Annotated in this window: 24 protein-coding genes; 17 read left to right on the forward strand and 7 right to left on the reverse strand. The window is 57.1% G+C overall.

Annotation, left to right across the window (positions count from 1 at the left end; translation table 11 throughout):
- Positions 1 to 86 precede the first annotated feature (86 nt).
- From ACR0KS_RS16360 to nqrF, 6 genes are read left to right on the forward strand one after another with little or no spacing between them, the layout of a single operon-like run.
- The gene (locus ACR0KS_RS16360) at positions 87 to 1,430 is read left to right on the forward strand and encodes a Na(+)-translocating NADH-quinone reductase subunit A (protein WP_170567716.1); all 1,344 of its coding nucleotides are present in this window, start codon (positions 87 to 89) and stop codon (positions 1,428 to 1,430) included.
- A 5-nt stretch (positions 1,431 to 1,435) separates the two neighbouring features.
- Positions 1,436 to 2,644, forward strand: a complete 1,209-nt coding sequence (locus ACR0KS_RS16365; RefSeq protein WP_170389340.1) for an NADH:ubiquinone reductase (Na(+)-transporting) subunit B — start codon at positions 1,436 to 1,438, stop codon at positions 2,642 to 2,644.
- Positions 2,637 to 3,452: a Na(+)-translocating NADH-quinone reductase subunit C gene (locus ACR0KS_RS16370; protein ID WP_170417135.1), complete on the forward strand. Its 816-nt coding sequence runs from the start codon at positions 2,637 to 2,639 to the stop codon at positions 3,450 to 3,452. The genes ACR0KS_RS16365 and ACR0KS_RS16370 overlap by 8 nt, the downstream gene beginning before the upstream one ends.
- Positions 3,452 to 4,105 carry an NADH:ubiquinone reductase (Na(+)-transporting) subunit D gene (locus ACR0KS_RS16375; protein ID WP_170417133.1) on the forward strand — a complete coding sequence of 218 codons (654 nt, stop codon included), beginning with the start codon at positions 3,452 to 3,454 and terminating at the stop codon, positions 4,103 to 4,105. Before ACR0KS_RS16370 ends, ACR0KS_RS16375 begins: the two co-directional genes overlap by 1 nt.
- Positions 4,105 to 4,713: an NADH:ubiquinone reductase (Na(+)-transporting) subunit E gene (nqrE, locus tag ACR0KS_RS16380; RefSeq protein WP_170389343.1), complete on the forward strand. Its 609-nt coding sequence runs from the start codon at positions 4,105 to 4,107 to the stop codon at positions 4,711 to 4,713. The genes ACR0KS_RS16375 and nqrE overlap by 1 nt, the downstream gene beginning before the upstream one ends.
- A gap of 10 nt (positions 4,714 to 4,723) precedes the next feature.
- Entirely contained in the window at positions 4,724 to 5,947 is a 1,224-nt protein-coding gene (gene nqrF, locus ACR0KS_RS16385; protein WP_170417131.1) for an NADH:ubiquinone reductase (Na(+)-transporting) subunit F, read from the forward strand.
- Between the two features lie 36 nt (positions 5,948 to 5,983).
- On the opposite strand, the gene tviB is transcribed toward nqrF, so the two are convergent.
- The 3 genes from tviB to ACR0KS_RS16400 form a co-directional block, all read right to left on the reverse strand.
- Complete coding sequence (tviB, locus tag ACR0KS_RS16390) at positions 5,984 to 7,267, reverse strand: Vi polysaccharide biosynthesis UDP-N-acetylglucosamine C-6 dehydrogenase TviB (protein WP_170417275.1); 1,284 nt, start codon at positions 7,265 to 7,267, stop codon at positions 5,984 to 5,986.
- Between the two features lie 5 nt (positions 7,268 to 7,272).
- The gene (locus tag ACR0KS_RS16395) at positions 7,273 to 8,286 is read right to left on the reverse strand and encodes an NAD-dependent epimerase/dehydratase family protein (protein ID WP_170417129.1); all 1,014 of its coding nucleotides are present in this window, start codon (positions 8,284 to 8,286) and stop codon (positions 7,273 to 7,275) included.
- Between the two features lie 71 nt (positions 8,287 to 8,357).
- Complete coding sequence (locus ACR0KS_RS16400) at positions 8,358 to 8,882, reverse strand: CBS domain-containing protein (RefSeq protein ID WP_170417127.1); 525 nt, start codon at positions 8,880 to 8,882, stop codon at positions 8,358 to 8,360.
- A gap of 110 nt (positions 8,883 to 8,992) precedes the next feature.
- Here ACR0KS_RS16400 and ACR0KS_RS16405 point away from each other — a divergent pair, with 110 nt between their 5' ends.
- From ACR0KS_RS16405 to ACR0KS_RS16435, 7 genes are all read left to right on the forward strand, one after another.
- Positions 8,993 to 9,178 carry a hypothetical protein gene (locus ACR0KS_RS16405; protein WP_170389425.1) on the forward strand — a complete coding sequence of 62 codons (186 nt, stop codon included), beginning with the start codon at positions 8,993 to 8,995 and terminating at the stop codon, positions 9,176 to 9,178.
- A 67-nt stretch (positions 9,179 to 9,245) separates the two neighbouring features.
- Positions 9,246 to 10,271, forward strand: a complete 1,026-nt coding sequence (locus ACR0KS_RS16410) for an FAD:protein FMN transferase (RefSeq protein ID WP_170417126.1) — start codon at positions 9,246 to 9,248, stop codon at positions 10,269 to 10,271.
- Between the two features lie 15 nt (positions 10,272 to 10,286).
- A complete protein-coding gene (gene nqrM, locus ACR0KS_RS16415; RefSeq protein ID WP_170389348.1) occupies positions 10,287 to 10,529 on the forward strand; it encodes a (Na+)-NQR maturation NqrM in 243 nt (80 codons plus the stop codon).
- 65 nt (positions 10,530 to 10,594) lie between these two features.
- Positions 10,595 to 12,268: a sulfatase-like hydrolase/transferase gene (locus ACR0KS_RS16420; protein ID WP_170417124.1), complete on the forward strand. Its 1,674-nt coding sequence runs from the start codon at positions 10,595 to 10,597 to the stop codon at positions 12,266 to 12,268.
- Positions 12,269 to 12,370: 102 nt separating this feature from the next.
- Complete coding sequence (gene gpmI, locus ACR0KS_RS16425; RefSeq protein WP_170567655.1) at positions 12,371 to 13,888, forward strand: 2,3-bisphosphoglycerate-independent phosphoglycerate mutase; 1,518 nt, start codon at positions 12,371 to 12,373, stop codon at positions 13,886 to 13,888.
- On the forward strand, positions 13,885 to 15,015 hold the full coding sequence (locus tag ACR0KS_RS16430; RefSeq protein ID WP_170417120.1) for a peptidoglycan DD-metalloendopeptidase family protein: 1,131 nt from the start codon (positions 13,885 to 13,887) through the stop codon (positions 15,013 to 15,015). The genes gpmI and ACR0KS_RS16430 overlap by 4 nt, the downstream gene beginning before the upstream one ends.
- A gap of 6 nt (positions 15,016 to 15,021) precedes the next feature.
- The gene (locus ACR0KS_RS16435; protein ID WP_170417118.1) at positions 15,022 to 16,362 is read left to right on the forward strand and encodes a S41 family peptidase; all 1,341 of its coding nucleotides are present in this window, start codon (positions 15,022 to 15,024) and stop codon (positions 16,360 to 16,362) included.
- Positions 16,363 to 16,400: 38 nt separating this feature from the next.
- On the opposite strand, the gene ACR0KS_RS16440 is transcribed toward ACR0KS_RS16435, so the two are convergent.
- The 3 genes from ACR0KS_RS16440 to ACR0KS_RS16450 form a co-directional block, all read right to left on the reverse strand.
- Positions 16,401 to 17,927 carry an MFS transporter gene (locus ACR0KS_RS16440; protein ID WP_170417116.1) on the reverse strand — a complete coding sequence of 509 codons (1,527 nt, stop codon included), beginning with the start codon at positions 17,925 to 17,927 and terminating at the stop codon, positions 16,401 to 16,403.
- Between the two features lie 88 nt (positions 17,928 to 18,015).
- On the reverse strand, positions 18,016 to 18,375 hold the full coding sequence (locus tag ACR0KS_RS16445) for a hypothetical protein (protein WP_170417115.1): 360 nt from the start codon (positions 18,373 to 18,375) through the stop codon (positions 18,016 to 18,018).
- A gap of 11 nt (positions 18,376 to 18,386) precedes the next feature.
- Entirely contained in the window at positions 18,387 to 19,148 is a 762-nt protein-coding gene (locus ACR0KS_RS16450; protein ID WP_170552698.1) for a DUF6478 family protein, read from the reverse strand.
- A gap of 246 nt (positions 19,149 to 19,394) precedes the next feature.
- On the opposite strand from ACR0KS_RS16450, the gene ACR0KS_RS16455 reads away from it, so the two are divergent.
- The 4 genes from ACR0KS_RS16455 to ACR0KS_RS16470 are packed head-to-tail and all read left to right on the forward strand — an operon-like array spanning position 19,395 to position 25,645.
- A complete protein-coding gene (locus ACR0KS_RS16455) occupies positions 19,395 to 22,493 on the forward strand; it encodes an ABC transporter transmembrane domain-containing protein (protein ID WP_170567714.1) in 3,099 nt (1,032 codons plus the stop codon).
- Positions 22,474 to 23,382 (forward strand): CPBP family intramembrane glutamic endopeptidase, encoded by a 909-nt coding sequence (locus tag ACR0KS_RS16460; RefSeq protein ID WP_480681581.1) that lies wholly within the window; start codon positions 22,474 to 22,476, stop codon positions 23,380 to 23,382. The genes ACR0KS_RS16455 and ACR0KS_RS16460 overlap by 20 nt, the downstream gene beginning before the upstream one ends.
- 59 nt (positions 23,383 to 23,441) lie before the next feature.
- Positions 23,442 to 24,374 (forward strand): acetyl-CoA carboxylase, carboxyltransferase subunit beta, encoded by a 933-nt coding sequence (accD, locus tag ACR0KS_RS16465; RefSeq protein ID WP_170417111.1) that lies wholly within the window; start codon positions 23,442 to 23,444, stop codon positions 24,372 to 24,374.
- Positions 24,371 to 25,645, forward strand: coding sequence for a bifunctional folylpolyglutamate synthase/dihydrofolate synthase (locus ACR0KS_RS16470; protein ID WP_170417109.1), 1,275 nt, complete (start codon positions 24,371 to 24,373; stop codon positions 25,643 to 25,645). The genes accD and ACR0KS_RS16470 overlap by 4 nt, the downstream gene beginning before the upstream one ends.
- Positions 25,646 to 25,708: 63 nt before the next feature.
- Here ACR0KS_RS16470 and zapE read toward each other — a convergent pair whose 3' ends face one another.
- Positions 25,709 to 26,767, reverse strand: a complete 1,059-nt coding sequence (zapE, locus tag ACR0KS_RS16475; protein ID WP_170417107.1) for a cell division protein ZapE — start codon at positions 26,765 to 26,767, stop codon at positions 25,709 to 25,711.
- Positions 26,768 to 26,849: the final 82 nt, after the last annotated feature.

The following is a 26,849-nucleotide window of genomic DNA, read 5'->3' on the forward strand; positions in this document are numbered from 1 at the left end:
GGCTCACACGTTCACAACGTTTTGTGCCACTATACGGGTGCTGACACGATGTGGTGCAGGAAAGAGGCTTGGAAGACCGTAGCGACATGCAAACTTTCAAACTGAAAAAGGGGTTGGAGCTGCCGGTGCAAGGTGCGCCGGATCAGACTATTCAACCAGGTCCTGAATTCTCGACTGTGGGGGTTTTGGGCAGTGACTACCTTGGCCTGAAGCCGCGGATGCTGGTTCAGGAAGGTGACGAGGTTCAGCGGGGGACGCCGCTCTTTTGCCACAAGGACGTACCTGACGCGATGATGGTTGCGCCGCTGACCGGCAAGGTCGTTGCGATCAACCGTGGCGCGCGTCGGGTGTTGCAGAGTGTCGTGATCGAGGTTTCGGACGCCAATGACACCGGTGTTGATTTCTCGGCCACAGGCGATGCGGAAAGTGCCGAGGGCATAACCGCCAAGCTGTGCGCCTCGGGCCTGTGGACCGCGTTCCGCACGCGTCCGTATTCAAAAATGCCCCAGCCGGGAACCAAGCCGTCTGCGATTTTCGTGACGGCGATGGACAGTGAGCCGCTGGCAGGTGATGCCGCTGTGATCATCAAGGACGCAGGCGAGGCGTTTGCAGAGGGTTTGAAGGCTGTCGCCAAGCTGACCGATGGCAAGACCTATCTGTGCCAGAGGGACGGCGATACATTGCCAGGCGCCGAAGTTGCGGGTGTTGAACCGGCGGCGTTTTCCGGGCCACATCCGGCCGGTCTGGCCGGGACGCACATTCACTTCCTAGAGCCTTTGGCTGGCGAAAAGCTGGTCTGGACCATCGGGTATCAGGATATCATTGCGATTGGTCGCCTGATGCAAACAGGGCATCTGGATCCCAACGTCGTAGTTGCCCTGTCCGGTCCCGGCGCACGTCAGCCCCGTCTGATCCGCACGGTCATGGGGGCGTCGACAGATGATCTGACCAGCGATGAAGTCAATATTGAGGGAACCGCACGGATAATCTCGGGTTCAATCCTGTCCGGTAAGCTCGCCGATGGGCCGACAGCCTTTCTGGGTCGGTTCGCGCGACAGGTTTCGATCATTCGCGAAGATCCCGACCAGATTCCCATGGGCTGGATTCGCCCGATGCCATCGAAATATGCGGTGCAACCGGTTTTGGGTTCGGCCTTTGCCAAGAAACTGTTTGCTTTCACCTCTAACCTGAATGGCGGCCGTCGTGCGATGGTGCCAACGGGGACGTTTGAAGAACTGATGCCGCAGGATTACCTGCCGACACAGTTGCTGCGAGCGCTGCTGGTGATGGACACGGACACGGCACAGGCGCTTGGGGCGCTGGAGCTTGACGAAGAAGATCTGGGCCTGGTCGGTTTTGCCTGCCCAGCGAAATATGAATATGGGCTGGCGCTGCGCGACTGCCTGACCAAGATTGAAAAGGAGGGCTGAGCCGAATGGGTTTGCGCAGCTTCTTTGATCGGATTGAGCCGAACTTTACCAAAGGCGGCAAGTACGAGAAGTATTTCCCCATCTATGAGATGGTCGAAAGCTTCATCTACACTCCGAAAACCGTAACCACCGCCGCACCACACGCGCGGTCTTACGTGGATATGAAACGGATCATGACATATGTCGTGATCGCGACCATCCCCTGTATTCTTTGGGGGATGTGGAACACGGGCTATCAGGCGAATTCGGCAATTGCCACGCTTGGCCCGGACGCCGCGACTGGATGGCGGATTGCCCTGCTGCAGATGTTCGGCATCTCGCTGGATCCCTCCAGCATCTTTGCCAATGTATTGCACGGGTTGCTTTATTTCCTGCCGATCTACATCACGACACTTGTCGCGGGCGGTATTTTCGAGGTCATCTTCGCCACCGTGCGCGGCCACGAGGTGAACGAAGGCTTTCTTGTCACCTCGATGCTGTACACGCTGATCCTGCCCGCAACCACACCGCTGTGGCAGGTGGCTTTGGGGATCATCTTCGGCGTCGTTATCGGCAAAGAGGTGTTTGGCGGCACCGGTAAGAACTTCCTCAACCCTGCATTGGTGGGGCGGGCGTTTTTGTACTTCGCTTACCCTGCGCAGATGTCAGGGGATTCGGTTTGGACGCCGGTAGACGGGTTTTCCGGGGCAACCGCGCTGGGTATCACCGCAGCCGAAGGCGTTCAGGCGCTGGCCGCTGACGGGATCACTTGGGCCAACGCGTTCTTCGGCACCATTCAGGGCAGCTTTGGCGAGACATCGACCCTGGCCTGTATGATCGGTCTGGCCTTCCTTCTGACAACGAAGATTGCCAACTATCGCCTGATCGTGGGCTGTCTGGCGGGTACGATCGGCTTTACCCTGCTGCTGAACCTGATCGGGTCGGACACCAATCCGATGTTTGCAATGCCCTGGTACTGGCATTTGGTGCTGGGTGGATACGCATTCGGCCTGGCTTTCATGGTCACGGAACCCGTTTCCGCCAGCCACACCAATATGGGCCGCTATATCTATGGCGCGCTGATCGGCGTCATGGTTGTGATGATCCGCGTGATCAACCCGGCTTTCCCCGAGGGTATGATGCTGGCCATCCTGTTCGGAAACGTCTTTGCACCTCTGATCGACTATTTCGTCGTTCAGGCAAACATCAAACGGAGGGCGCGTCGCCATGTCTGATACGCAATCCCCAGAGCCGAAAGGCGCGATTGCCAAGTTCCTTGCGGCCTCGCCTGATACAGTCGGTAAAACGATCTTTGTCGCGGTTGCCGTGTGTCTGGTGGCGTCAATGGTCGTGTCCGCCGCCGCTGTCAGCCTGCGCCCGGTGCAGGAAAGCAACCGCCTGAAAGACAAGCAGGTCAACGTTCTGCAGGTTGCGGGCGTCTATGAGCCCGGTATCGACGTGACCGAAGCATTCGCGGCGTTTGAACCGCACGTGCTGGAGCTGTCGACCGGCGAGTTCGTCGATGATCAGTTCGACGCGGCGACGTTTGACGATATCGCCGCGGCCAGTGATCCCGAGCTGAGCGTTGCTTTGGATGATGACCCAGCGGGTATTGGGCGCAAGTCCAAGTACCGGGTGATTTACCTGCTGCGCGATGATGCGGGCGATCTCGACAAGGTGATCCTGCCGCTGCATGGCTATGGTCTGTGGTCCACGCTCTATGGCTTTATCGCGCTGGAGAATAACGGCAACGATATCTACGGCCTGCAATTCTATCAGCATGGTGAGACGCCGGGTCTTGGGGCCGAGGTCGACAATCCGCGCTGGAAAGCCCTATGGAATGGTAAGAAACTGCGCGACGACGCGGGTGATCTTCAGATCACCGTCGCAAAATCGCAACCTGCGGCGGGACCTGACTTTTATGTCGATGCGCTGGCCGGTGCCACGCTGACATCGGTCGGTGTCGATAACCTTGTGAAATTCTGGATGGGCGACGCGGGCTACGCTCCGTTCCTGGCCAAACTGCAAGCAGGAGAGCTCTGATGTCCCAGACCAAGAAAGAGATGCTGGTCGACCCGCTTGTCGACAACAACCCGATCACACTTCAGGTGCTGGGCATCTGTTCGGCGCTGGCGGTGACCTCGTCGCTGCAGGTGTCGATCGTGATGGCGATGGCGGTGATCTTCGTGACGTCGTTTTCGTCCTTTTTCATCTCATGCCTGCGCAACCAGATCCCCGGCTCGATCCGGATCATTGTGCAGATGGTGATTATCGCCTCACTGGTGATCCTGGTGGACCAGATACTGAAAGCCTACGCTTTCGAGATATCGAAAACCCTGTCCGTCTTCGTCGGCCTGATCATCACCAACTGTATCGTGATGGGCCGCGCCGAGGCGTTTGCGATGAAGAACCCTCCGGTTGCGTCGTTCATCGACGGCATGGGCAACGGAATGGGCTATGGCCTGATCCTGCTGCTGGTTGGCTTCATCCGCGAGTTGTTCGGCGCGGGATCGCTGTTCGGCGTCACCATTCTGCAGACCGTCAACAATGGTGGCTGGTACGTGCCCAACGGCATGCTGCTGCTGCCGCCCTCGGCGTTCTTCATCATCGGTCTGATCATCTGGGCCTTCCGCACGTGGAAGCCGAACCAGGTGGAAGAACGTGAATACAAAATTCAGCAGGTAGAGGCCCACTGATGGAAGGTCTGATTTCACTGGCTGTAAAGGCCATTTTTGTCGAAAACCTTGCGCTTAGCTTCTTTCTGGGGATGTGTACCTTCATCGCCGTCTCCAAGAAGATTTCGACCGCGCTGGGTCTGGGGATTTCGGTCATGGTCGTGCAAGCGATCACCGTGCCCACCAACAACCTGCTGTTGAACTATCTGCTAAAGCCGGGCGCGCTGTCCTGGGCCGGGTTCCCGGATGTGGACCTGACCTTCCTTGGTCTGATCTCGTATATCGGCGTCATCGCGGCGATGGTTCAGATTCTGGAAATGATCCTCGATAAGTACTTCCCACCGCTTTACAACGCGCTTGGGATCTTCCTGCCGCTGATTACGGTGAACTGCGCCATTCTTGGTGGCTCGCTGTTCATGGTTGAGCGCGACTACAACTTTGCCGAGGCAGCGACCTATGGTCTGTCTTCCGGCTTTGGCTGGGCGCTGGCAATCACCGCGATGGCAGGTGTTCGGGAAAAGCTGAAATACTCGGATATTCCCGACGGCCTGCAAGGTCTGGGGATCACCTTCATCACCGCGGGACTGATGGCGATGGCCTTCATGTCCTTCTCGGGCGTGAAACTGTAAGGAGGGCGCAATGGAAACTTTTACCTTAGGCGTCATTCTTTTCACCCTGATCGTTGTCGCGCTGGTGACGGTCATTCTGGCGGCGCGCTCGAAACTGGTGTCGACCGGGGACGTGAACATCACCATCAACGGTGAGAAAACCATCTCGGTCCCCGCCGGTGGCAAGCTGCTGCAAACGCTGGCGGCAGAAAAACTGTTCGTCCCTTCTGCCTGTGGCGGCGGCGGAACCTGTGCGCAGTGCCGGGTGAGGGTGCATTCGGGGGGCGGGTCGATCTTGCCGACCGAAGAAAGCCATATCACCAAGCGCGAGGCCGCCTGTGGCGACCGCCTGTCCTGTCAGGTGGCTGTAAAGCAGGACATGGATATCGAGGTTCCGGAAGAAGTCTTTGGCGTCAAGAAATGGGAATGTACCGTTCGGTCGAACGAGAACGTGGCGACCTTCATCAAGGCTCTGACGCTGGACCTGCCGGAAGGCGAAGATGTGAATTTCCGCGCTGGTGGATACATTCAGATCGAAGCCCCTGCGCATGCGTTGAAATACACCGATTTCGACGTGGAAGAGGAATACCGCGAGGATTGGGATAAATTCAATCTGTGGCAGTATGAATCCGTTGTGGCCGAACCGATCGAGCGCGCCTATTCGATGGCAAACTACCCGGACGAGAAAGGCATGATCATGCTGAACGTCCGCGTGGCCTCGCCGCCTCCGGGTGCCGAAGGTATTCCGCCGGGCCAGATGTCGTCTTACATCTTTAACCTCAAGCCGGGCGACAAGGTCACAATCTCGGGTCCGTTTGGCGAGTTCTTCGCCCGCGACACGCAGAAAGAGATGGTCTTTATCGGTGGTGGTGCAGGCATGGCGCCAATGCGCAGCCACATCTTCGACCAGCTCAAGCGACTGGAGAACCGCGACCGCAAGATCAGCTTCTGGTATGGCGCACGGTCCAAGAAAGAGATGTTCTTTGTTGAAGATTTCGATCAGCTGGCCGAAGAATTCGACAATTTTGAATGGCATGTCGCCCTGTCGGACGCCCAACCCGAGGATGACTGGAAAGGCTATACCGGCTTCATCCACAATGTGCTGTTCGAGGAATACCTCAAGAACCACCCAGCCCCCGAGGACTGTGAGTTCTACATGTGTGGCCCGCCAATCATGAACCAGTCGGTCATCAACATGCTGCTGGATCTGGGCGTGGACCGCGAAGACATCATGCTGGACGATTTCGGCGGATAAGAATTGAAAAACCGGCGCAGCGAGCGCCGGTTTTTTTTACAGCCGCAGGTCGCTGGCCTCGGGCGGCAGGCAGGATTTGACGTCGAACAGCACGCTTTGATCCTTGCCAAAGCCGCGCACCTGCGCCGGGTCGAGCGCCAGAAACTCTCGATGTGCAACCGCCAGAACGACGCCGTCATACGCACCGGTTTCCGGCTGTTCTATCAATGAAATTCCGTATTCCTGTTGTGCGGCGGCGGCATTGGCATGAGGATCATAGACGTCAACCGTAACACCATAATCCTGCAACTCGCTGATAATATCGACCACGCGGGTATTGCGCAGATCGGGGCAGTTTTCCTTGAAGGTCAGCCCCATTACCAGCACGCGGGCGGCGGCAACATTGATCCCGTCGCGCATCATCCGCTTGACCAGTTGCGAGACCACATAGCCGCCCATGCTGTCATTCAACCGCCGTCCGGCCAGAATGATTTGCGGGTGATGGCCGACGGCCTCGGCCTTGTGGGTCAGGTAATAGGGGTCCACACCGATGCAATGCCCGCCCACCAGACCGGGGCGGAAGGGCAGGAAGTTCCACTTAGTCCCTGCCGCGCGCAGAACCGCATCGGTGTCGATCTCCATCCGACCAAAGATCATCGCCAGTTCATTTACCAAGGCAATGTTCAGATCGCGCTGCGTGTTTTCGATCACCTTTGCAGCCTCGGCCACGCGGATGCTCTCGGCCTTGTGGGTGCCTGCCGTGATGATCCGGGCGTAAAGCGCATCGACCAGATCGGCCACTTCGGGGGTCGAGCCGGATGTAACTTTGCAGATGTCCGCGATCCGATGGGTCTTGTCACCGGGATTGATCCGCTCGGGGCTGTAGCCTGCAAAGAAATCGCGGTTGAAGGTCAGACCTGAGATACGCTCAAGAACCGGTACGCAGTCTTCCTCGGTCGCGCCGGGGTAGACCGTGGATTCATAGATCACCAGATCGCCGGGTTTCAGCACATGGCCTACGGTTTCCGACGCGCGCAGCAGTGGAGTCAGATCAGGCTGCTTGCCTGCGGTGATCGGCGTGGGAACGGTAACGATATAGGTGTCGCACGCCGCAATCTCTGACGGATCAGAGGTAAAAGTCAGGCCAGTTGCGGCTTTTAGGTCATCGGGTTCGACCTCTTGCGTGGAATCATGCCCGGCACGCAATGCGCCAATCCGGTCGGGGTTAATATCAAACCCAACCACCGAAGCCAGCTTCCCGAACGCCACGGCCAGCGGCAGGCCAACATAGCCCAGTCCGATCACGGCAATTCTGCGCGAGTTTGGGTCGGTTTCAAGCATATGCGTCATTTTCCATGATAATCCCGGAACCACTCGACAAAGCGCGCAATCCCGTCTTTGAAATCTGTTTGCGGCCGATAACCCGTCAACTCCTGCAACAGATCGTTGTTCGCCCAGGTTGCCGGGACATCCCCCATCTGCATCGGCATGTAGTTGCGAATGGCCTTCTTGCCGACGGCTTCCTCGATGGCTTCGATAAAATCCATCAGCCGCACCTTGTCGCCATTCCCGATATTGACCACGCGCCACGGCGCGGCGGGGGACAGGCTGTCGCCCTCGGCAATATCTTCGGCGCTGTCCGGACGCACGGGGGGCACGTCGATCAGCAGCCGAATACCGCGTACCAGATCGTCCACATAGGTGAAGTCGCGATACATGTCGCCGTGGTTGTAGATGTCGATCGGGCGGTCATCCAAAATCGCGTCCACGAATTTGTACAGCGCCAAATCGGGCCGCCCCCAACTGCCGTAGACGGTGAAAAACCGGAACATCGTCGTCGGCAGGTTCCATAGGTGGGCGTAGGAATGACCCATCGCCTCGTTCGCCTTTTTGGTGGCGGCATAGATGGTCAGGGGGGTATCGGCCTTTTCAACCTCGCTAAATGGCATCTCTTCGTTCGCACCATAGACAGACGACGTCGACGCCATCAGCAGGTGTTCGACCTTGTGCTGGCGCGCCACCTCCATGACGTTGAACGTGCCCACCACATTCGAGTTGATATAGCTTCGCGGGTCCTCGAGGCTGTAGCGCACCCCGGCTTGCGCGGCGAGGTGCACGATGACTTCAGGCTGAAACTCGTCCGCGATCTGCACAAGACGGTCGTGGTTTTCCAGCAGGTCTTCGGTGGTCGAGAAACCTGGCGTTTGCAGCAGCATCTGATGGCGGCGCTGCTTGAGAGTCACGTCGTAGTAATCGGTCATCCCGTCATAGCCGTGTACCCGAAACCCTTCGGATAACAGCAGCTTTGCCAGATGAAACCCGATGAATCCCGCCGTGCCGGTGACCAGAACCCGTTTCATGCAACCCTCGAACCTATCGCAAACTTTGTCGCATCAGGGATACTGTCGCTGGTCCGAGGTCAAGGGGTTTCTCAGCCCACAATCATTTGCTTCATGCGTAATGCTTCGTATTCCAGCTCTTTCAAGCGAAAGTGGACGACGTCACCGATGGTAATGACACCGCGCAAATTCCCATCGCTCAGAACTGGCATGTGGCGGAATCGGCCTTCGGTCATGGTTTTCAATACGTCGTTCAACATGTCATCCGGGGCGCAGGTTTTGACCTCGCGGGTCATCAGGTCTTCGACGGATTGCGGGAGTGTTTGACCGGGGGTATCTGCCATCCGGCGCACGATGTCGCGCTCGGACAGAATGCCGTGCAGTTTCCCGTTCTGATCGGTCACGACGACAGCCCCGATCCGCTTTTCCTTGAGGATGTTTACAACCGAGTGGATCGTATCATTCGGGCGCACTGCGAAAACGGCGTCGCCTTTGCCCTCCATCAACTTCGCAACAGTCGTCTGGGAATGGGACAGGTTGGATTCCACGGACTGGCTGCGCGTTGCGGTTTCGGCCTTGTCGCCGCGCGTTGGGGGCTGATAAGAGCTTGGTGCCATGGGAAATCTCCTCTTCCTTTGTAGTTTACCTTACCGCAGCTTTGCGACCTGTATAGGGTTCAATTGCGTCAAGCGTGAAAAACCGCCTAACACACGGGATATTCTATCTTTTGTCTGACCTTTACCTGACACCTCCTGTTGCTGTGTTGATCTTCTTCGTTGTGGTCGTGTGTGGCCATAATTTCCGTATGGCGTGGAAACAACAGGCACCGGGCTGGCGAAAGAAGGCTTGGCTGTTCGGCGTTCCGGCAGGAATTGGCCTGCTTGTGCTGGGGTTTATGCCTTTGAAGCTGTAAGGCTGGTTTGACTCTGGCAAAGGCCACTGGCATACGCCGATCACGCTTTTCCACAGGAGATTCCCGCATGCGTCTTTTGCCTGTTCTGGCTGTTGCGACACTTCTTTCTGCTTGTTTGTTCGACAAAGAGCCGGAAGTCGTGCGTTTGTCTGGTGAGACGATGGGAACGACCTTCAACATCACGGCGATTGGTGTGGATGTCGACGAAGAAGCCCTGGCCGTTGCGGTTGAGGAAACCTTGGCAGACGTAAACGCCAAGATGTCCAATTGGGACAAGAATTCAGAGGTTTCCCAGTTCTCCAAGTCGCAGAGCACCGAGCCGACGCAGGTTTCAGAGGAATTTGCCCTGGTCATCGCGGCAGCCAATGACGTCCATGAAAAATCTGGCGGCACGTTCGATGTAACGCTTGGGCCGCTGATTGAACTCTGGGGATTCGGACCGCGCAAACCCGAAGACCCGGTGCCATCGGATGAGGACATTCAGGCGGCATTGAACAGTGTCGGGCAGGCGCGTCTGCTGACACTGGATCGCGAGGCTGGAACTTTGGCCAAGTCGGATGCCGGTGTCGGGATCAACTTGTCGGCCATCGCAAAGGGCTATGGAATTGATGCCGTCGCAGACACCCTGCGGGATGCAGGGATCGAAGATTACATGGTCGAGATCGGCGGCGATCTGGTCACGATGGGTGAAAACGACAAGGGTGAGGCTTGGCGGATCGGGATCGAGAAGCCCGAAGCAGGGTCGCAGAACTTGCAGCTGATCGTGCAACTCGACGATTTGGGCATGGCAACGTCCGGCGACTACAAGAATTTCTTTGAACAGGACGGTGTGCGCTATTCGCATATCATCGATCCGATCACCGGGCGGCCAATCACGCACCGGACCACATCGGTGACCGTTCTGGCCGAAAATGCAATGATGGCAGACGCGTGGGCGACTGCGATGCTGGCATTGGGTCAGGAAAAAGGTCTGGAACTGGCCGAGAAGCATAAACTTGCCGTGTATTTCATCTCGCGGGATGTGACAGGCGGCGAAGATGCCTATATCACGGTACACAGCACCGCGTTCAAAGACGCCTTGGGCACCAACTGACAAGCAGGGACTGATATGAGTACCTTTATTCTGGCATTTATCCTGTTGGCCCTTGTGATGGTGGGCATGTCGCTGGGCGTCATGCTGATGGGAAAGACCATCAAGGGCAGCTGCGGTGGTCTGAATGCAATCTCGGGCGCGGATAAATGCGTGGTTTGCAAAAAAGACGTCGATCCGAACAGCCCTCTGCGCGATCAGTTGCAGTGCAAACGCGCCAAGAAAATGCTGGAACAGATGGAACGCGAAGCGCAGGCGTAATTTCCGCTTAACCGGGCGGCAGGGGTTGGCTAGTCTGCGACCCTGACGATCGGGGAGGCATCGGGTTGGGCAAAGCCAAAAACATTCTGTTCATCATGTTTGACCAGCTCCGCTGGGATTACCTGAGTTGCTACGGCCACCCACACCTGCACACCCCAAATATTGACCGATTGGCGGCCCGTGGGGTGCGGTTTGATCGTGCTTATATCCAGTCGCCGATCTGCGGGTCGTCGCGCATGTCCACCTATACCGGGCGCTATGTGCATTCGCACGGCGCGTCATGGAACGGCATTCCGCTCAAGGTGGGTGAAATGACAATGGGGGATCATCTGCGCAAAGCCGGGATGGAGTGCTGGCTAGTCGGAAAGACCCATATGCGGGCAGATGCCGAGGGTATGGCACGGTTGGGTTTGGAGCCCGACAGTCTGATCGGCGCGCGTGTCGCAGAATGCGGTTTCGACGTGTTTGAACGCGACGACGGGATGCTTCCAGAGGGACCGGATGGTTATTACGACCCTCACGGAGCGAAGGAATACAACAAGTTTCTGACAGCTAAGGGTTATGAGAGTGACAATCCTTGGCATGACTTCGCCAATTCCGGTTTGGATGCGGACGGCAATGTCCTGTCGGGTTGGTTCCTGAAAAACGCGGCCGCGCCTGCCAACATCGCCGAGGAGGACAGCGAAACGCCGTACCTGACCGGGCGGGGGATCGCGTTCATGGACTCTCATGACGGTCCTTGGTGCTGCCATCTGAGTTTCATTAAACCCCACTGGCCTTACATTGTGCCGGAACCTTACGCCTCGATGTACGGGCCTGAACATGTGCTTCCCGTTGTTCGCTCTGAAGCCGAGCGGCAAAATGCCCATCCGGTCCTCAGGGCATTCATGGGCACCAAGGTTGGGCAAGCCTTTTCACGTGAGGACGTGCGGGACGCGGTGATCCCGGCCTATATGGGGTTGATCAAACAGGCAGACGATCAGATGGGCCGTTTGTTTGAGTGGATGGAAAAAACCGGCCGGATGGACGATACCATGATCGTGCTGACCTCGGACCACGGGGATTTTCTGGGCGACCACTGGATGGGTGAAAAGACATTCTTCCACGACGCCTCGACCAAGGTTCCGCTGATCATTTACGACCCTTCACCCGAAGCTGACAGCACGCGCGGGACTGTTTGCGATGCTCTGGTCGAGTCCATCGACCTTGCCCCAACTTTCGTTGACGCAACGGGCCATAAGGTTTCGGATCACATTCTGGAAGGTCATTCACTGCTGCCCATACTACATAGCCTGCGCACCGACACGCCGCGGGATGTGGTGATCTGCGAATACGACTATTCTGCCTCTCCGATTGCGGAAAAGCTGAATGCGTCGGTGCGGGATGCCGTGATGTTCATGGTCGCCGACAAAAAGTGGAAGCTGATCCACTGTGAAGGCGGGCATCGCCCATTGTTGTTCGATCTGGAGAATGACCCGAATGAGCTGAACGATCTGGGCGACTCTGCCGCGCATGAAGACGTGATCGCGGTCATGTATTCTCATCTTTTCAAATGGACGCGTCGTCAATCGCAGCGCACCACCCGGTCCGAGCAGCAGTTGATTGAAATGCGCACCAAGAGCCGTGGGCGCGGAGTCGTGGTTGGGGTTTACGATGAAAACGACGCTCCGCTGGAGCTGACTGTGAAATACCGGGGTCGGACAACGCGGCCCTACAGCGATTTCACCGGCAAAGACTAGCGTGCCGGATGAATTCTTGGGTTTGGCGGAATAAAGGCGGTTCACCCGCCGCTGGCCAGACGATACAAGACCACGCAAGAGCAGATAATCCGGAGAGCCGAAATGACCGCCCCCAAACCAGTTGTCCTTTGTATTCTTGATGGTTGGGGACTGTCAGAGGACACGACCGCCAATGCTCCCTTGCTGGCAAACACGCCAACCTTTGACGCGATCATGGCCAACGGGCCGCATGCGACCCTGATCACGCACGGCCCGGATGTCGGGCTGCCCAGCGGTCAGATGGGTAACTCTGAGGTCGGGCACACGAATATCGGCGCCGGGCGCGTTGTGGCGATGGATTTGGGGCAAATTGATCTGGCGATTGAAGATGGCTCATTCTTTGAAAACGAGGAGCTGCAAGCATTCATTGCCAAGGTGAAAGCGTCAGGCGGCACGGCGCATCTGATGGGTCTTGTGTCAGATGGCGGTGTCCATGGGCACTTGAACCATATCGTTGCGGCAGCCAAGGCAATCACGGATGCCGGTGTTCCGGTGGCTCTGCACGCTGTGACCGACGGCCGAGATGTTGCCCCAAAATCCGCGTTTACTTACGTTGCCGAACTGGAAGACCGTTTGCCGGAAGGTGCGCGGGTTGTGACTGTCAGCGGTCGTTACTTCGCCATGGACCGGGATAACCGTTGGGAGCGCGTCAGCGAAGCCTATAACGCGATGATCAAAGGGCAGGGGCGCACGGCAGCTACGGCCCACGGTGCAATTGACCATGCATACAACCAGTCGGAAACCGACGAATTCATTGTGCCGACGGTGTTGGCTAGCTTTGACGGCATCAAGGATGGCGACGGGTTTTTTTGTCTGAATTTCCGCGCCGACCGCGCGCGCGAGATATTGCGCGCGATCGGAGAACCCGGCTTCAGTGACTTTGATACGGTTCCGCGCCCGCAGCTATCTGCGCTTTTGGGCATGGTCGAATATTCCGACGGCCACAACGCATACATGACAACGGTATTTCCGAAACGGGATATCGTGAACACGTTGGGCGAGTGGGTCGCAAAACAAGGCTTACGCCAGTTCCGTCTGGCCGAGACCGAGAAATACCCGCACGTTACGTTTTTCCTGAACGGCGGCAAGGAAGTCCCGGAGGAAGGCGAGGATCGCTTCATGCCGAAATCTCCCAAAGTTGCGACTTATGATTTGCAGCCCGAAATGTCGTCGGCCGATGTCACCGCCAAGTTCGTCGACGCGATTGAAGAAGGTTATGACCTGATCGTAACCAACTATGCCAACCCGGATATGGTCGGGCACACAGGCGATCTGCAGGCCGCGATCAAGGCGTGTGAGGCGGTGGATCAGGGGCTGGCAAAGGTTGTTGCCGCACTTGAAAAGGCAGGCGGGGCGATGATCGTGACGGCTGATCACGGAAATTGCGAGGTGATGGTCGACCCCGAAACCGGTGGCCCACACACAGCACACACGCTGAACCCGGTCCCGGTCGCTTTGGTTGGTGGTCCTGAAAATGCATCGTTGCGCGATGGCCGCCTATCTGATCTAGCGCCTACTTTGCTGGATTTGATGGGCCTTGATCAGCCCGAGGAAATGACCGGCCAGAGCCTTTTGTCATGATACTACGCGCGCTCATTTTGGCGATGTTTTTTGCATCGCCTTCCAGCGCACAAACCAGCCCGTCTACAGCGGCCCTGAATGCGGCGCGCAAGCTGGAACAAGCCTCGATTGCTTTAAGCGAGGCCGACAGCGCACGTGACCGAGTGCGCGCTTTGACCGTGACAATACAGGCTTATGAGGAAGGGCTTGCGGCAATGCGGGATGGCTTGCGCAAAGCCGCCACGCGAGAAGCACAGCTAACAGCGGAGTTGCGCGCGCGGGAAAAGGATGTCGGGCAGTTGCTTGGCGTGTTGCAGACGATAGAAACAACTACGCCACCGGTTCTTATGTTGCATCCGTCAGGCCCGCTTGGGTCCGCGCGTGCGGGGATGATGCTGTCGGAGGTCACCCCGGGCCTCAATGCACGCGCGCAGGCGCTGGCCGAGAACCTGCAAGAGGTTCGGACGCTGCGCCAACTACAGCAGAACGCCTCGGAAACCCTGACAGAAGGATTAATGGGTGTGCAGACTGCGCGCACCAAGCTGAGCGAAGCGATTGCTGACCGCACAGACTTGCCCCGCCGCTTTGACGAAGATCCGATACGCACGGCCATCCTGATCTCGTCAACCGAGACTCTGGAAGGGTTCGCCAGCGGATTGTCAGAGATTTCAGAAGGAGAGATCGCGGAAACCGACGCGGATGTATCGGCCCGTAAAGGTCAGATTGCGTTGCCGACCTGGGGAGTCATACTGCATCGCGCCGGTGAGACGGATGCGGCCGGAGTTACCCGACCGGGCATAGTGGTCGCCACCCGACCACGTGCGATCGTTACATCACCCACGGCGGCCACTATTCGCTACCGAGGGCCGCTGCTGGAACTTGGGAATCTGGTGATTTTGGAACCTCAGCCGGGGCTATTGTTCGTTTTTGCTGGCTTGCAAGAGGTCTATGGCGAAACGGGTCAGGTGATCCCCGAAGGGTCTCCGATCGGTTTGATGCCCGGTGAAACGCCGGAAATAGGCGCTATTTTGTCAACAAGCGGTGATGGCACTGGAACTGACCGGTCAGAAACGCTCTATATAGAGGTAAGACAGGATAACAGCCCCGTGGACCCGGAATCGTGGTTTCGGACCGACAAGGATGGATAAACGAGTATGAAGAAATTTGTGATGGCCGGTCTTGCCGGAACTTTGGCAGGTATAATCGCAACCACTCAGGTCGCCGGCCCCTTGCTGGCGCAAGAGGCTGACCGCAAGGCCAGCGTTTACGAGCAGCTTGACCTGTTCGGGGATATTTTTGAACGCATTCGCGCGCAATACGTAGAGGAAGTCGAGCCCGAGGATCTGATCGAGGCCGCTATTGATGGCATGCTGACCTCTCTGGACCCGCACTCAAGCTATCTGTCGCCGGACGATGCCGAGCAGATGCGGGTACAGACCCGCGGTGAATTTGGCGGCTTGGGCATCGAAGTCACGCAAGAGGAAGGCTTTGTCAAAGTTGTGTCACCGATCGACGGCACTCCGGCGGATGAGGCGGGGATCGAGGCTGGGGATTTCATCACCCATGTTGACGGCGAAAGCATTCTTGGACTGACGCTGGACAAGGCGGTTGACTTGATGCGCGGGCCGGTTGGATCCGAGATTATCATTACCGTCGTGCGCGAAGGCGAATCTGATCCGTTTGATGTCACAATCATCCGCGACACCATCAAGCTGACGGCCGTCCGTGCCCGGACGGAAGGCACAAGCGTTGTATTGCGCGTGACCACGTTCAACGACCAGACATTCCCCAACCTTGAGGAAGGTCTGAATGAACAGATCGAAGAAATTGGTGGATTGGACAAGGTGAACGGAGTTGTTCTGGATCTCAGAAACAACCCCGGCGGATTGCTGACTCAGGCGATCAAAGTGTCCGATGCCTTCCTGAATGAGGGCGAGATTGTTTCGACCCGCGGCCGCGATCCCAGCGATGGTGAGCGGTTCAATGCCACACCCGGCGACCTTGCCGAAGGAAAACCCATCGTCGTGCTGATCAATGGTGGATCGGCGTCGGCGTCCGAGATTGTGGCAGGTGCCCTTCAGGATCACCGCCGTGCGATTGTCGTGGGGACAAAGAGCTTTGGTAAAGGGTCGGTTCAGACCGTCATGCCTTTGCGGGGCGATGGTGCCATGCGGTTGACCACATCGCGCTATTACACACCGTCGGGCCGCTCGATTCAGTCACTTGGGGTTAGCCCTGACATTATCGTAGAGCAGCCGCGCTCGACACCTCCGACAGACGAGGAGGAAGACGATGCGCGCACACGGTCCGAAGCTGATCTGCGCGGCAGCCTCAACAACGACAGTCTGAGCGAGGATGAAGTTCGCCAGATCGAGGAGGACCGCGCCAAGGCCGAAGCAACGGCTGAATTGCGGGAAGAGGATTATCAGTTGGCTTACGCCATCGACATCCTCAAGGGGCTGTCCGCGTTCAATCCGAACGGTCCATCCCAGTAACGGATGAGGGTCGCCAGAGGCGGCCCTTTTTCTTTGGTTCAGCTTTCGACTTTGCGCAGCTTTTCTTCGTCCAGAAGCAACGCCAGAACGACGCCCACTGATACGGATATAGCCGCAAAAACAAATGCGGTATTCATACCTGCGTCAAAGGCGGTGGCGATGGCGGCCTTTACCTTTTCCGTTTCGCCCGAGTTGAGCTTTGCCATAACTGATTTCGCGGACTCTGTCGTGAGGGTCCCGCCATTGATTGTTCTCTGATCGGCCTCGGACATGGTAATTCCTTCAGCCGCAAGTTGCTTGCCAAGGCTGGACAGGCTGGTGACATACATAAGAGCGGTTGCGCAGGCGACCGAGATTGCACCATAGACCAAGTGGGTCATGAAACTTAGCCCTCCGACCAGTCCCGCGCGTTCGGGTTTTACGGCACAGACGGCAGCTGTTCCTGACGGTCCAACCGTCAGTGTAGCGCCGAGCCCGATCATGGCCATGCCGGGTAGGATCTGAAAATATCCAAAGCCACTCGGCATCACGACAATGCTGATCGCGCCGATCGTGGCGATCAGGTAGCCCCAGAACAGCAGACGTTTCGGACCGAAGTCATTGTACAGCGTGCCAGACACTATTGACCCGACGGCCAGAAGAACCGTCAGCGGGGCAAGGCCAAGCGCCGAGTGGAAGACCGACCATCCCAGAACTTTTTGCATGTACTGAGGGAAATACAGCAATCCTACAAAGGCCGCCGACACATTGAACATGTTCAGCCCCAGCGTGATCCGAAATTCCCGGTTCTGCATCATCTGGGGCAGCAGCAAGGGTTCCTTCACGCGCTTTTCGACTTTGGGAAATGCGAAGAACAGGACCGCGCTGACGAAGAACAGCATCAGCAAGGGGGCCGAGCCCCAGCCCCAATCTGCTCCAACGTCCAACCCGTAAAGCAGCAGCAAGACCGCAAAGGACAGGATGCCCATGCCTGCAAAGTCCAGGTGCTCGCCCTTTTTGTGTTGGGTTTCGCGCTCCATCAGGATGAGCGCGGTCAGCATAGAAATCGTTGAAAATACAACATTTGCCAGAAAGAACAGTCTCCAATCCCCAGAGCTTACGGCCCACCCGCTGATAAGAGGGCCAAAAACATTGCCGCTGGTGACTCCGGCAAGGATCAGCCCCATGATCATGGCCCTATGTTCCGGTTTTGAAACCTTCGTGGCACCGAAGGCCAGGGTGCAGGGCCACACACATCCAGCGCCAACCCCTTGCAAGGCGCGCGCTGCGATCAGGAAGTCCAGGCTGGGGGAAACGAAACACATCACCGAGGAAAACAGGAAAATCGAAAGGCCGATCAGCATCATCTTGCGATGGCCAAACATGTCGCCCATGCGACCGCCCGCGACCATGGTCATGGCAAAAAACAGGGCATAGATATTCAGCACCCATTGCGTGCTGGTAATGTCGGCGTCAAAACTGTTCTCGATGGCCGGCACCAATATCAGAGCACCGGTAAAGTCGATGCCGATACCAAAACCAGTCACCATCAACGCGATGACCTTGATTATGCTGGCGCGATCCATACGCTCATCCTGATTGCCTGGAACGGCAACAATGATGCATGGATTTCAATCGAAAGATAGGGGCGCGTGGGGCTTTGACTTGGGCTGGTTACTCGTCAGCTACCTGCGCGCGCCGAAAGGCTTGCTTCAACATATCCAGTTCGGCACGCAGCAGGTCGACTTCTGCCCGCAGGTCATCCGCGGCTGGGACACCGGCTATAACCGTGAAGTCGGCGAGTTTTCGGGACGTTTCCGCATCCACAATCAAGAAGCTGTGAACCCCGTCCGACAAAGCCGCGACGGGGACGGGAACGCTCAGATCCCACCCGCCATTACTTGGCGAGAGGACTACACCATCCAATGTCTGATCCAGATAACGCACCTCGATCCGGGGCTCGTTCTGTGCTGACAGATGCCCGTGCCAGATGCCGTTTTCCAAACGAAGAGGTGTCAGAGTCGGGTGCGTCATGTTTTCAAAGCTCACAAATCAGCGCGGTAGTGGCGGCAAAAGGTCAGGTCGCGCAGCGTGACGCGGTTCATCCTTGGGCTTTCCAGGATCAGGTCCATCCAGACCTTATCGATGCGCCGTTCGTTCAGTGGCAAATGCGCCAGGTCGAAATCGACCACGTTAGTGGTATTGGTCGGATCAAGCGCCCGCAGAACCTGATCGGTGTTGGGGCCGTGCTGGATGTTCAGTCGCGCCAATATGTTCAGCGGACGCTCAGTTTCGGTATGAATATCTGTTCGGATCAGGTGCTGCTTGGTCAACCCTTGCGTAACCTCGACCGGCAGATCGACGGTCAGGGACAGGAAAGATCCATTGAACCCGAACACTTCGATCCCCAGCCCGAACGCCGCCAAGTCTTTGTCACGGGCGTTTCGCGTTTGACGCAAGCCGATTTCGGACAGGGTACAGTCATGGAACAAGGTCACATGCGAATCCATGACGGCCTTGCGAGGCGCCGACGCAACACCTGACCTTGGCAGGGGGGTGCGCCAGAGGTCGGGCCGCCAGCACCAATCTGTGCCGAGTGGCTTGGGAAATTGGGTTGATCCGATCAACGGCCGCATCAAGCGGCCATCGGCTTCATGTATCAACTTGTCCAGATGGGCGCGCAGTCTGCGCGCTTCGTCGCGTTGCTTGCGCAAATTCGACGGAGTCGCATCCGGCGCGTCCTGCGCTGCCTGACGCCATCGCGCAATGACCTTGCGGTGAATATAGCGATCCAGAAGTCTGCCCATGATCCTATCGTCTGAACTCTGTCCTTCTTTAGTCAAATACGGTGATCGGGATAAAGCGGAATTCGCGTCTTGCGGGATTAATTTTCCGTCTTCAAGGATACGGTTATGGCTGGGCAGCTCTGCCCGGCTCTGGTAGGGCAGGTGCCGTTCTTGCAATCACCCGAGTCTGTGCTTACCGTCCGGCACCTGATTGCTGTGGATCATCCGCAAAACCGCATACCCAAATTCTCGATACAAGGCCGGGGCATGGAACCCACTCTATTTTCATTCATCTGGAAGTATTCAAAGAAACAACAGCTTGTGCTGCTGGTCCTGACCGTTCTTTCATTTCCGTTCCTGTACGCCTCGCTCGAATTGCCCAAGCAGATCATCAACGATGCCATCGGCGCACCGGGTGATAGCGTTACAGTGATGGGGATCACGTTTACCCAGGTCCAGTATTTGCTGATCCTGTGTTTTGCTTTTCTGGCAACCGTGATTGCCAGCGGGTTGATGAAGATGCGGATCAACACGATGAAGGGCGTGCTGGCCGAGCGGATGCTGCGCCGCCTGCGCTTTACGCTGATCCATCGTACCATGCGGTTTCCCAAGTCTTATTTTGCCACCACCAGTCAGGGTGAGTTGGTGTCCATGATCACCTCTGAGGCCGAGCCGATGGGCGGGCTGATGGGCGACGCGATTGCCCAGCCGGTGTTTCAGTTTGGTCAGATGATGACAATCGTCACCTTCCTGTTCATGCAAAGCGTCTGGTTCGGGCTGGCCAGCATCGCCTTGATCCCGCTGCAGGCATGGTTGATCCCCAAGCTGCAGCGCCAGATCAACCTGCTGAACAAAGATCGCATTCAAGAGGTGCGGAGTCTCAGTTCGGAAATCGGCGAAAGCGCGGCGGGGATCAGTGACCTGCGCGCAAATGGCGGCTGGCGATATCGTCTGGCGCAGTTCAGCCACCGTTTGGGAACCTTGTTCGAGATCCGCTTCAAGATCTACAACAAGAAGTTCTTCATGAAGTTCCTCAATAACCTGATCACACAGATCACGCCGTTCCTGTTCTATTCGGTCGGCGGCTATCTTGCGATCAAGGGTGAGGTCACGGTTGGGGCGCTTGTCGCTGCGCTTGGTGCCTACAAGGACCTAAGCGGCCCGTGGAAGGATTTGCTGACCTACTACAATCAGGTTCAGGACATGTCCCTGAGGTGGGAAATCGTGACCGAGCGGTTCGCCCCAGACAACATGATCCCAGAAGACCTGTTCGTGGGTGAACCCGAAACAATCCCGCACCTGACCGGTGATATCCAGTTGCACAACATCACGGTTCGTGACGATGACGGCAAAACGATACTTGAGGATATCGACCTGACTATTCCAAAAGGCGCGCGCGTGGCGATTCAATCGTCAAACGCTGCCGAACGCAGCGCCCTGGCGCAGTTGCTGACGCGAGAGATTTTACCTGTGCAAGGAGAGGTCATCGTTGCTGGGCACGATCTGCAGGAATTGCATCAGGCCGTCATCGCGGCCCGGATCGGGTACGCCTATTCTCGTCCTTACCTGTTTGATGGGACACTGGGCGACAACCTGTTGATGCCGCTTCGGACACATCCGCAAAGCCAGGAGGAAACGCAACAGGCACCCACCCGCTGGCAGATTGAGGCCGAGCGTGCCGGAAACCCCTTGGATTCACTGTCTGAGGAATGGATAGACCCGGGCTTGGCCGGTTTGGAGGACATCGACGACATCCGTGACTGGTGGTTCCAACTGGTCGAGGCGATGGGCATTGACGAGTTCATGTTCCGCCGCACGTTGCGAAGTCAGTTCGACCCAGTACAACACCCCGCGCTGGCGCGGGACATTGTGGGGCTTCGTGGACTGATTGCCGAGCGGCTCAGGGAAAAGGGGCTAGACCGTTATGTCTACCGTTTTGATCCGGAACTGTTCAATCCGACTGTTCCGCTAGGCGGGAACTTGCTTTACGCCGCGCCGTCGCGGGATATTTCGCCGGATATTCTGGCCGGTGACGGGCGGTTCATGTCGATGTTGCGCGCCCATGATCTGGATGATGACGCGATGGGCATTTCAAGCGCTGTATTGAAAACCCTGAACCAGACGTTTGGGCGTGATGGCACGGACCACCCGCTGTTCCTGCGGCTGGGTATGACCAAGGACATGTATTACCGGCTGCTGGACATCGAGGAACGACGCACGGCCAAGGGTGACGACGCGATCAGCGAACGCGAACGGGCTCTGCTTTTGACTGTCCCCTTCCTATTGACGGCCGAACAGATCGGCCCGGATTTCCCTGATGAATACAAGGATAAAATCCTCTCGATCCGAAGCGGTCAGGCGGAAAGGCTGCGTGCCTCGATGAACGGAATGTTTATCCCGGTTGATCCCGACGCCTATATCGAGCGGATGACGGCAATGGAAAACGCGTTGTTCGGGCGTATCTCGCTGACGGCCGGTGCGCATGCGGACGAAATTGAGGATGTTGTCGCCGAGGCAATGAATGAGGCGGGACTGCGCCGTCGCGCGGCTGCCATAATCTATGACCTCCCCTCGGGGCTGGGTGGAAACAACCTGCCGACGGTTTTCCAGGAAAGGGCTGCGTTCTCGCGCGCGGGTATCAAGCGGCCTGATGTGCTGATCCTCGACAAGGCGCTGGCCAGCCACGATTCGGAAAGCCGCCTGCGCACCCGGCTGAAACTGCGCGAATTGCTACCAGACTCCATTATGATTTTCATGGAGGATCACTTCGCGCATCCAGAGGCATATGACCTGTTTGTCGAAATCAAGGATGGGCGCATCGACGGTGTCTCGAAAACGCTCATCGAGGACGAAGCGGGCGCGATCGCCGATCTGAGCCGCAAGCTGAAGATCATATCTTCGACCGAATTGTTCTCGGGTATTGATGGTAAAAACCAACGTCTTCTGGCGTTTTCGGCGCAGTGGTACGAAGTCGCTGCGGGTCAGGTGATTTTCTCGCGGGGTCAGGCACCGGATGCCGCCTATCTTTGCATCTCGGGTGAAGCCAGTCTGGAATGGCCCGAGGACGGCGGAGGTTCCAGATCGATCTCGACGGTCGAGCCCGGTCGCCTGATCGGGGACTTGTCGATCATCACAGGTGATCCAAGACAGTTGAACCTGGTTGCGATCAGCGATTGTTCGTTCCTTCGGATCGGCGCTGAGGAATTGCGCGCGGTGGTGGAAAGCGATGCGAGTGTCGCGGTTCAACTGCTGGAAACGGTTGCAGGTTATCTGACTACGCTTGCGGATCGAATAAACGCATCCAAAGATTCGACCGTATTCTTCGACGAGTCGGAGCAGACAGAAAGTGAAAGCGAACGTGCCTGAATCCCGCCCCGCCTCATACGCTGCTCACGAAGGTCTTGTCTCTGGCGTCCGGGCAAGGCCCGAGCTTTGGCGGCTGCTTGTTGGTCTCGGTATTGTCGCGGCAGTCGTGACTGTCCTGAACCTTGTTCTTTTCAGCGTTGTGGTCGGTTTTGCGTCCCATGAGTGGACCGAAGCGTTTCTAACGGGTTCTTCACCCTTCGCGATGCTGATTCTACTATCCAGCTTTTGTTTTGTTACCTTGGGTGTCTGGCTGGCGGTCCGACGACTTCAGCGAAGAACCCTGAGTTCGGTTCTGGGACCATTTCGCGAAACTGTTGCGCAGTTCTGGCTCGTTTTCAGGGCACTTTTGATTCTTGGCGTCGCGGTTGTTGTTTTGCCGCCCTATGACATGGGCGCGGCGCTGACACCAAACGTGGAATTAACGACTTGGATCCTTCTTCTTCCTCTATCGCTGATCGCCGTGCTGATTCAGACCAGTGCCGAAGAAGTGCTGTTTCGGGGCTATATACAGCAAAGCCTCGCCGCACGTTTCCGATCTCCGATCATTTGGATGGGCCTTCCGTCGCTTTTGTTTGCTCTTGGTCACTACGCGCCCGCCGCAGCCGGTGAAAACGCAGGTTTAATCGCGCTTTGGTCCTGTGTGTTCGGGCTTTTTGCGGCTGACCTGACAGCTCGGTCCGGCACGTTGGGTCCGGCTATCGCCATGCATTTCTTCAATAATATGGTGGCTTTGCTGATTATTTCCCTGCCAGACAACCTAAGCGGTTTGGCACTGTTTATTTTGCCCTATGATATGTCGAATACCAGTGCGCTGCGGGCGTGGTTGTATGTGGACTTCGCGGTTATGCTTGTTAGCTGGCTGACTGCGCGCCTTGCGCTCAGGCGCTGATTGCATTTCTTTCCGTAGCGTCTTATTTGACCTCCAAGCCGCACTAGCAAGGTTCCGATATGAACTGGATCACAAATTACGTCCGCCCCCGGATCAACTCGATCTTCTCGCGTCGGGAAGTGCCCGAAAACCTTTGGCACAAATGCAATGAGTGCGGGACGATGCTGTTTCACCGCGAGCTGGCGGAGAACCAGAATGTCTGTACCCAGTGTGACCATCACATGGCCATCACACCGCGGGACCGATTCCAGCATTTGTTTGATGGCGGAATCTTCACCGAAGTAGACGTTCCCGCCCCAAAGGACGACCCGCTGCAATTCCGGGATCAGAAAAAATACCCGGACCGCATGAAGGCGGCTCAGAAAAAGACCGGCGAAAAAGAAGCGATGCTTGTCGCCAAGGGTGAAATCGGGCGCACGCCGATCGTTGCTGCGGCACAGGACTTTTCTTTCATGGGCGGGTCGATGGGCATGTATGTCGGCAACGCCATCATTGCCGCCGCTCAAGAAGCGGTAAAGCTCAAGCGGCCGTTGATCCTGTTCTCGGCTGCAGGTGGCGCACGGATGCAGGAAGGTATTCTAAGCCTGATGCAAATGCCGCGTACCACGGTGGCGGTTGAAATGCTAAAGGAAGCCAACCTGCCTTACATCGTCGTCCTGACCCACCCGACCACAGGCGGGGTCACGGCGTCATACGCGATGCTTGGCGACGTGCATATCTCGGAACCCAACGCTCTGATCTGCTTTGCCGGGCCGCGCGTGATTGAACAAACCATCCGCGAGAAACTGCCCGAAGGGTTCCAACGCGCGGAATACCTGTTGGATCACGGGATGTTGGATCGGGTGACCAAGCGTACAGAAATGCGTGAGGAACTGATCACCATCACGCGGATGTTGATGAACCAGCCTCCTGCTGTCAAAGGTGATCTTCCAGCTCCCAAACCTGAAGAAGCCCAGCCTGATAATTCGGCTGACACTGCGGAAGATAAATGACTCCTCAGTCCTCGGACCTCATCCTCGAACGGATGATGGCGCTTCATCCCAAGATCATTGACCTGACCTTGGATCGCGTCTGGCGTTTGCTTGGTGCTTTGGACAATCCGCAGGAAAAACTGCCGCCCGTCATCCATATTGCTGGAACAAACGGCAAAGGGTCGACGCAAGCCATGATCCGAGCCGGGTTGGAAGGGGCCGGGCTGAAGGCTCATGCCTATACTTCACCCCACTTGGCGCGGTTTCACGAACGGATTCGTCTCGCCGGAGAGCTGATTTCCGAACCCGCACTGACCGAAGTGCTGGACGAGTGTTACGCCGCGAATAACGGTGAAAACATCACGTATTTTGAGATCACAACATGTGCCGCGCTTCTGGCCTTTTCGCGCTCGGCTGCGGACTACACCCTGCTCGAAGTCGGGCTGGGCGGACGTCTGGATGCGACAAATGTTGTGCACGAACCCGCGGTGACAGTGATCACGCCAATATCCATCGACCATGAACAATTTCTGGGGAATACCCTTGGAAAGATCGCGGCCGAGAAAGCGGGCATCATCAAACCCGGAGTCCCGTGTATCGTTGGGCCGCAACAGGATGAAGCGCTGGAGGTGATTGAATACACCGCCGCACGCTTTGGCGCGCCCCTGTTGGTTCACGGCCAACACTGGCATGTCGTCGAAGAAAACGGGCGTCTGGTGTATCAGGACGAAACAGGCCTGCGTGACCTGCCGCTGCCGAATCTTCTGGGCGCACACCAGATTCAGAACGCAGGCGCTGCCCTTGCCGTTCTGCGGCATCTGGAACTGGGCGACGACGCGTACGAAGCTGCGGTCACAAAGGCCGAGTGGCCCGCCCGGATGCAACGCTTGAAATCCGGCCCTTTGGTCGAGCAAGCCCAAGATGCTGAACTATGGCTGGACGGAGGCCACAATGCCGCCGCAGGTGCCGCGCTCGCGGATGTGCTTGCGAAACTGCCATCGCGTCCGACGCATATGATCTGCGGTATGCTGAACACAAAGGATGTGACCGGGTACCTGAGGCCGTTGGCTGATCAATGTCAAAGCCTGACCGCGGTATCAATTCCCGGCGAGGCAGCAACCCTAAGCGCGGATGAGACAGCAGCCGCAGCCTCACAAGTGGGATTGACATCAACCACGGCAGGCAGCGTCACAGAGGCTCTCAAGTCCATTGTCGATAGTGATCCACAGGCCCGCGTCCTGATCTGCGGCTCCCTTTATCTGGCCGGGAACATTCTCCGCGAAAACGCCTAGCACTTCACCTGGCCTAAAAATATCCCGGGGGAGGCGCGCAAAGCGCGGCGGGGGCAGAGCCCCCTATTTCCCCCAATCCTGATCCTGCATCTCTCGCAGGCGCGACGCGGTACGCTCAAACTCAAAGGTTCCCTCTCCCTCGACATACAGCATCTCAGGCTCGGCCGCTGCCGAACAAATCAGTCGCACCCGGGCCTCGTATAACGCGTCGATCAATGTCACAAAGCGCTTGGCTTCATTGAAGTTGTTGCGCGACAGGCGCGGAACATCTTCGAGTACCAGAACCTTTACGACTTCAGCGATGGCAAGATAGTCCGCCGGCCCCAGCATTCGTCCGCAAAGATCATAAAAGCTGGCCCGCGCGACGCCGTTCCGAAAGGCAGGCAACTCAACGGATCGTCCATTGACCTGCAAAATCAACGGCTCGGCGGCTCCTCCGGACAGATCGTTCCAGACAGACTTGATGCTCTGCCGCGCTTCCGGTCCAATCGGAGTGAAATAGACCGGAGCACCTTCCAGACGGTTTTGGCGGTAGTCAGTCGGCGAGACCAATTCCCACACCTGCAACTGTTCTTTGATATGCGCAATGAATGGCAAGAAAAGCTGCCGGTTCAGACCATCCTTGTACAAGTCATCCGGATGGCGGTTTGAGGTTGTAATAACCACGACGCCACCTGCGTGTAACAGATCGAACAGGCGACCGACTATCATCGCGTCCGTGATGTCAGTAATCTGCATTTCGTCAAACGCCAGCAGTCTAACGGATTTGACCACGGCGTCAGCGACAGGGGCCAAGGCATCCTCTACACCTTCATTGCGGGCTTTGTGCATCCCTGCGTGGATTTCCTGCATGAATGCGTGAAAGTGCACCCGCCGCGCTGGGATGTTTTCAAGCGCCTCGACAAACATATCCATCAACATCGATTTGCCGCGCCCAACACCACCCCACAGGTATAACCCTTTGGGCGGCGGAGGAGCCTTGCGGAAGAAGCCTCGTTTGACCGGTGTGGACAGCGCTGATCGGATTCGTTCAAATTGGGGAAGAACTGCTTCTTGTGCGTCATCCCGTGTCAACGAGCCGTCAGCGACGCGCGCCTCGTAAAGCCTAATCAAATCCGTCATATCCCGAGGCATACCCTCCGCTCTGTCCGTTGAAAAGCAGCCATTAGAACGTCATATCAAATTTGCTTATCTGATGTCTCAA

This window comes from Ruegeria sp. BC7 (genome assembly GCF_056539165.1).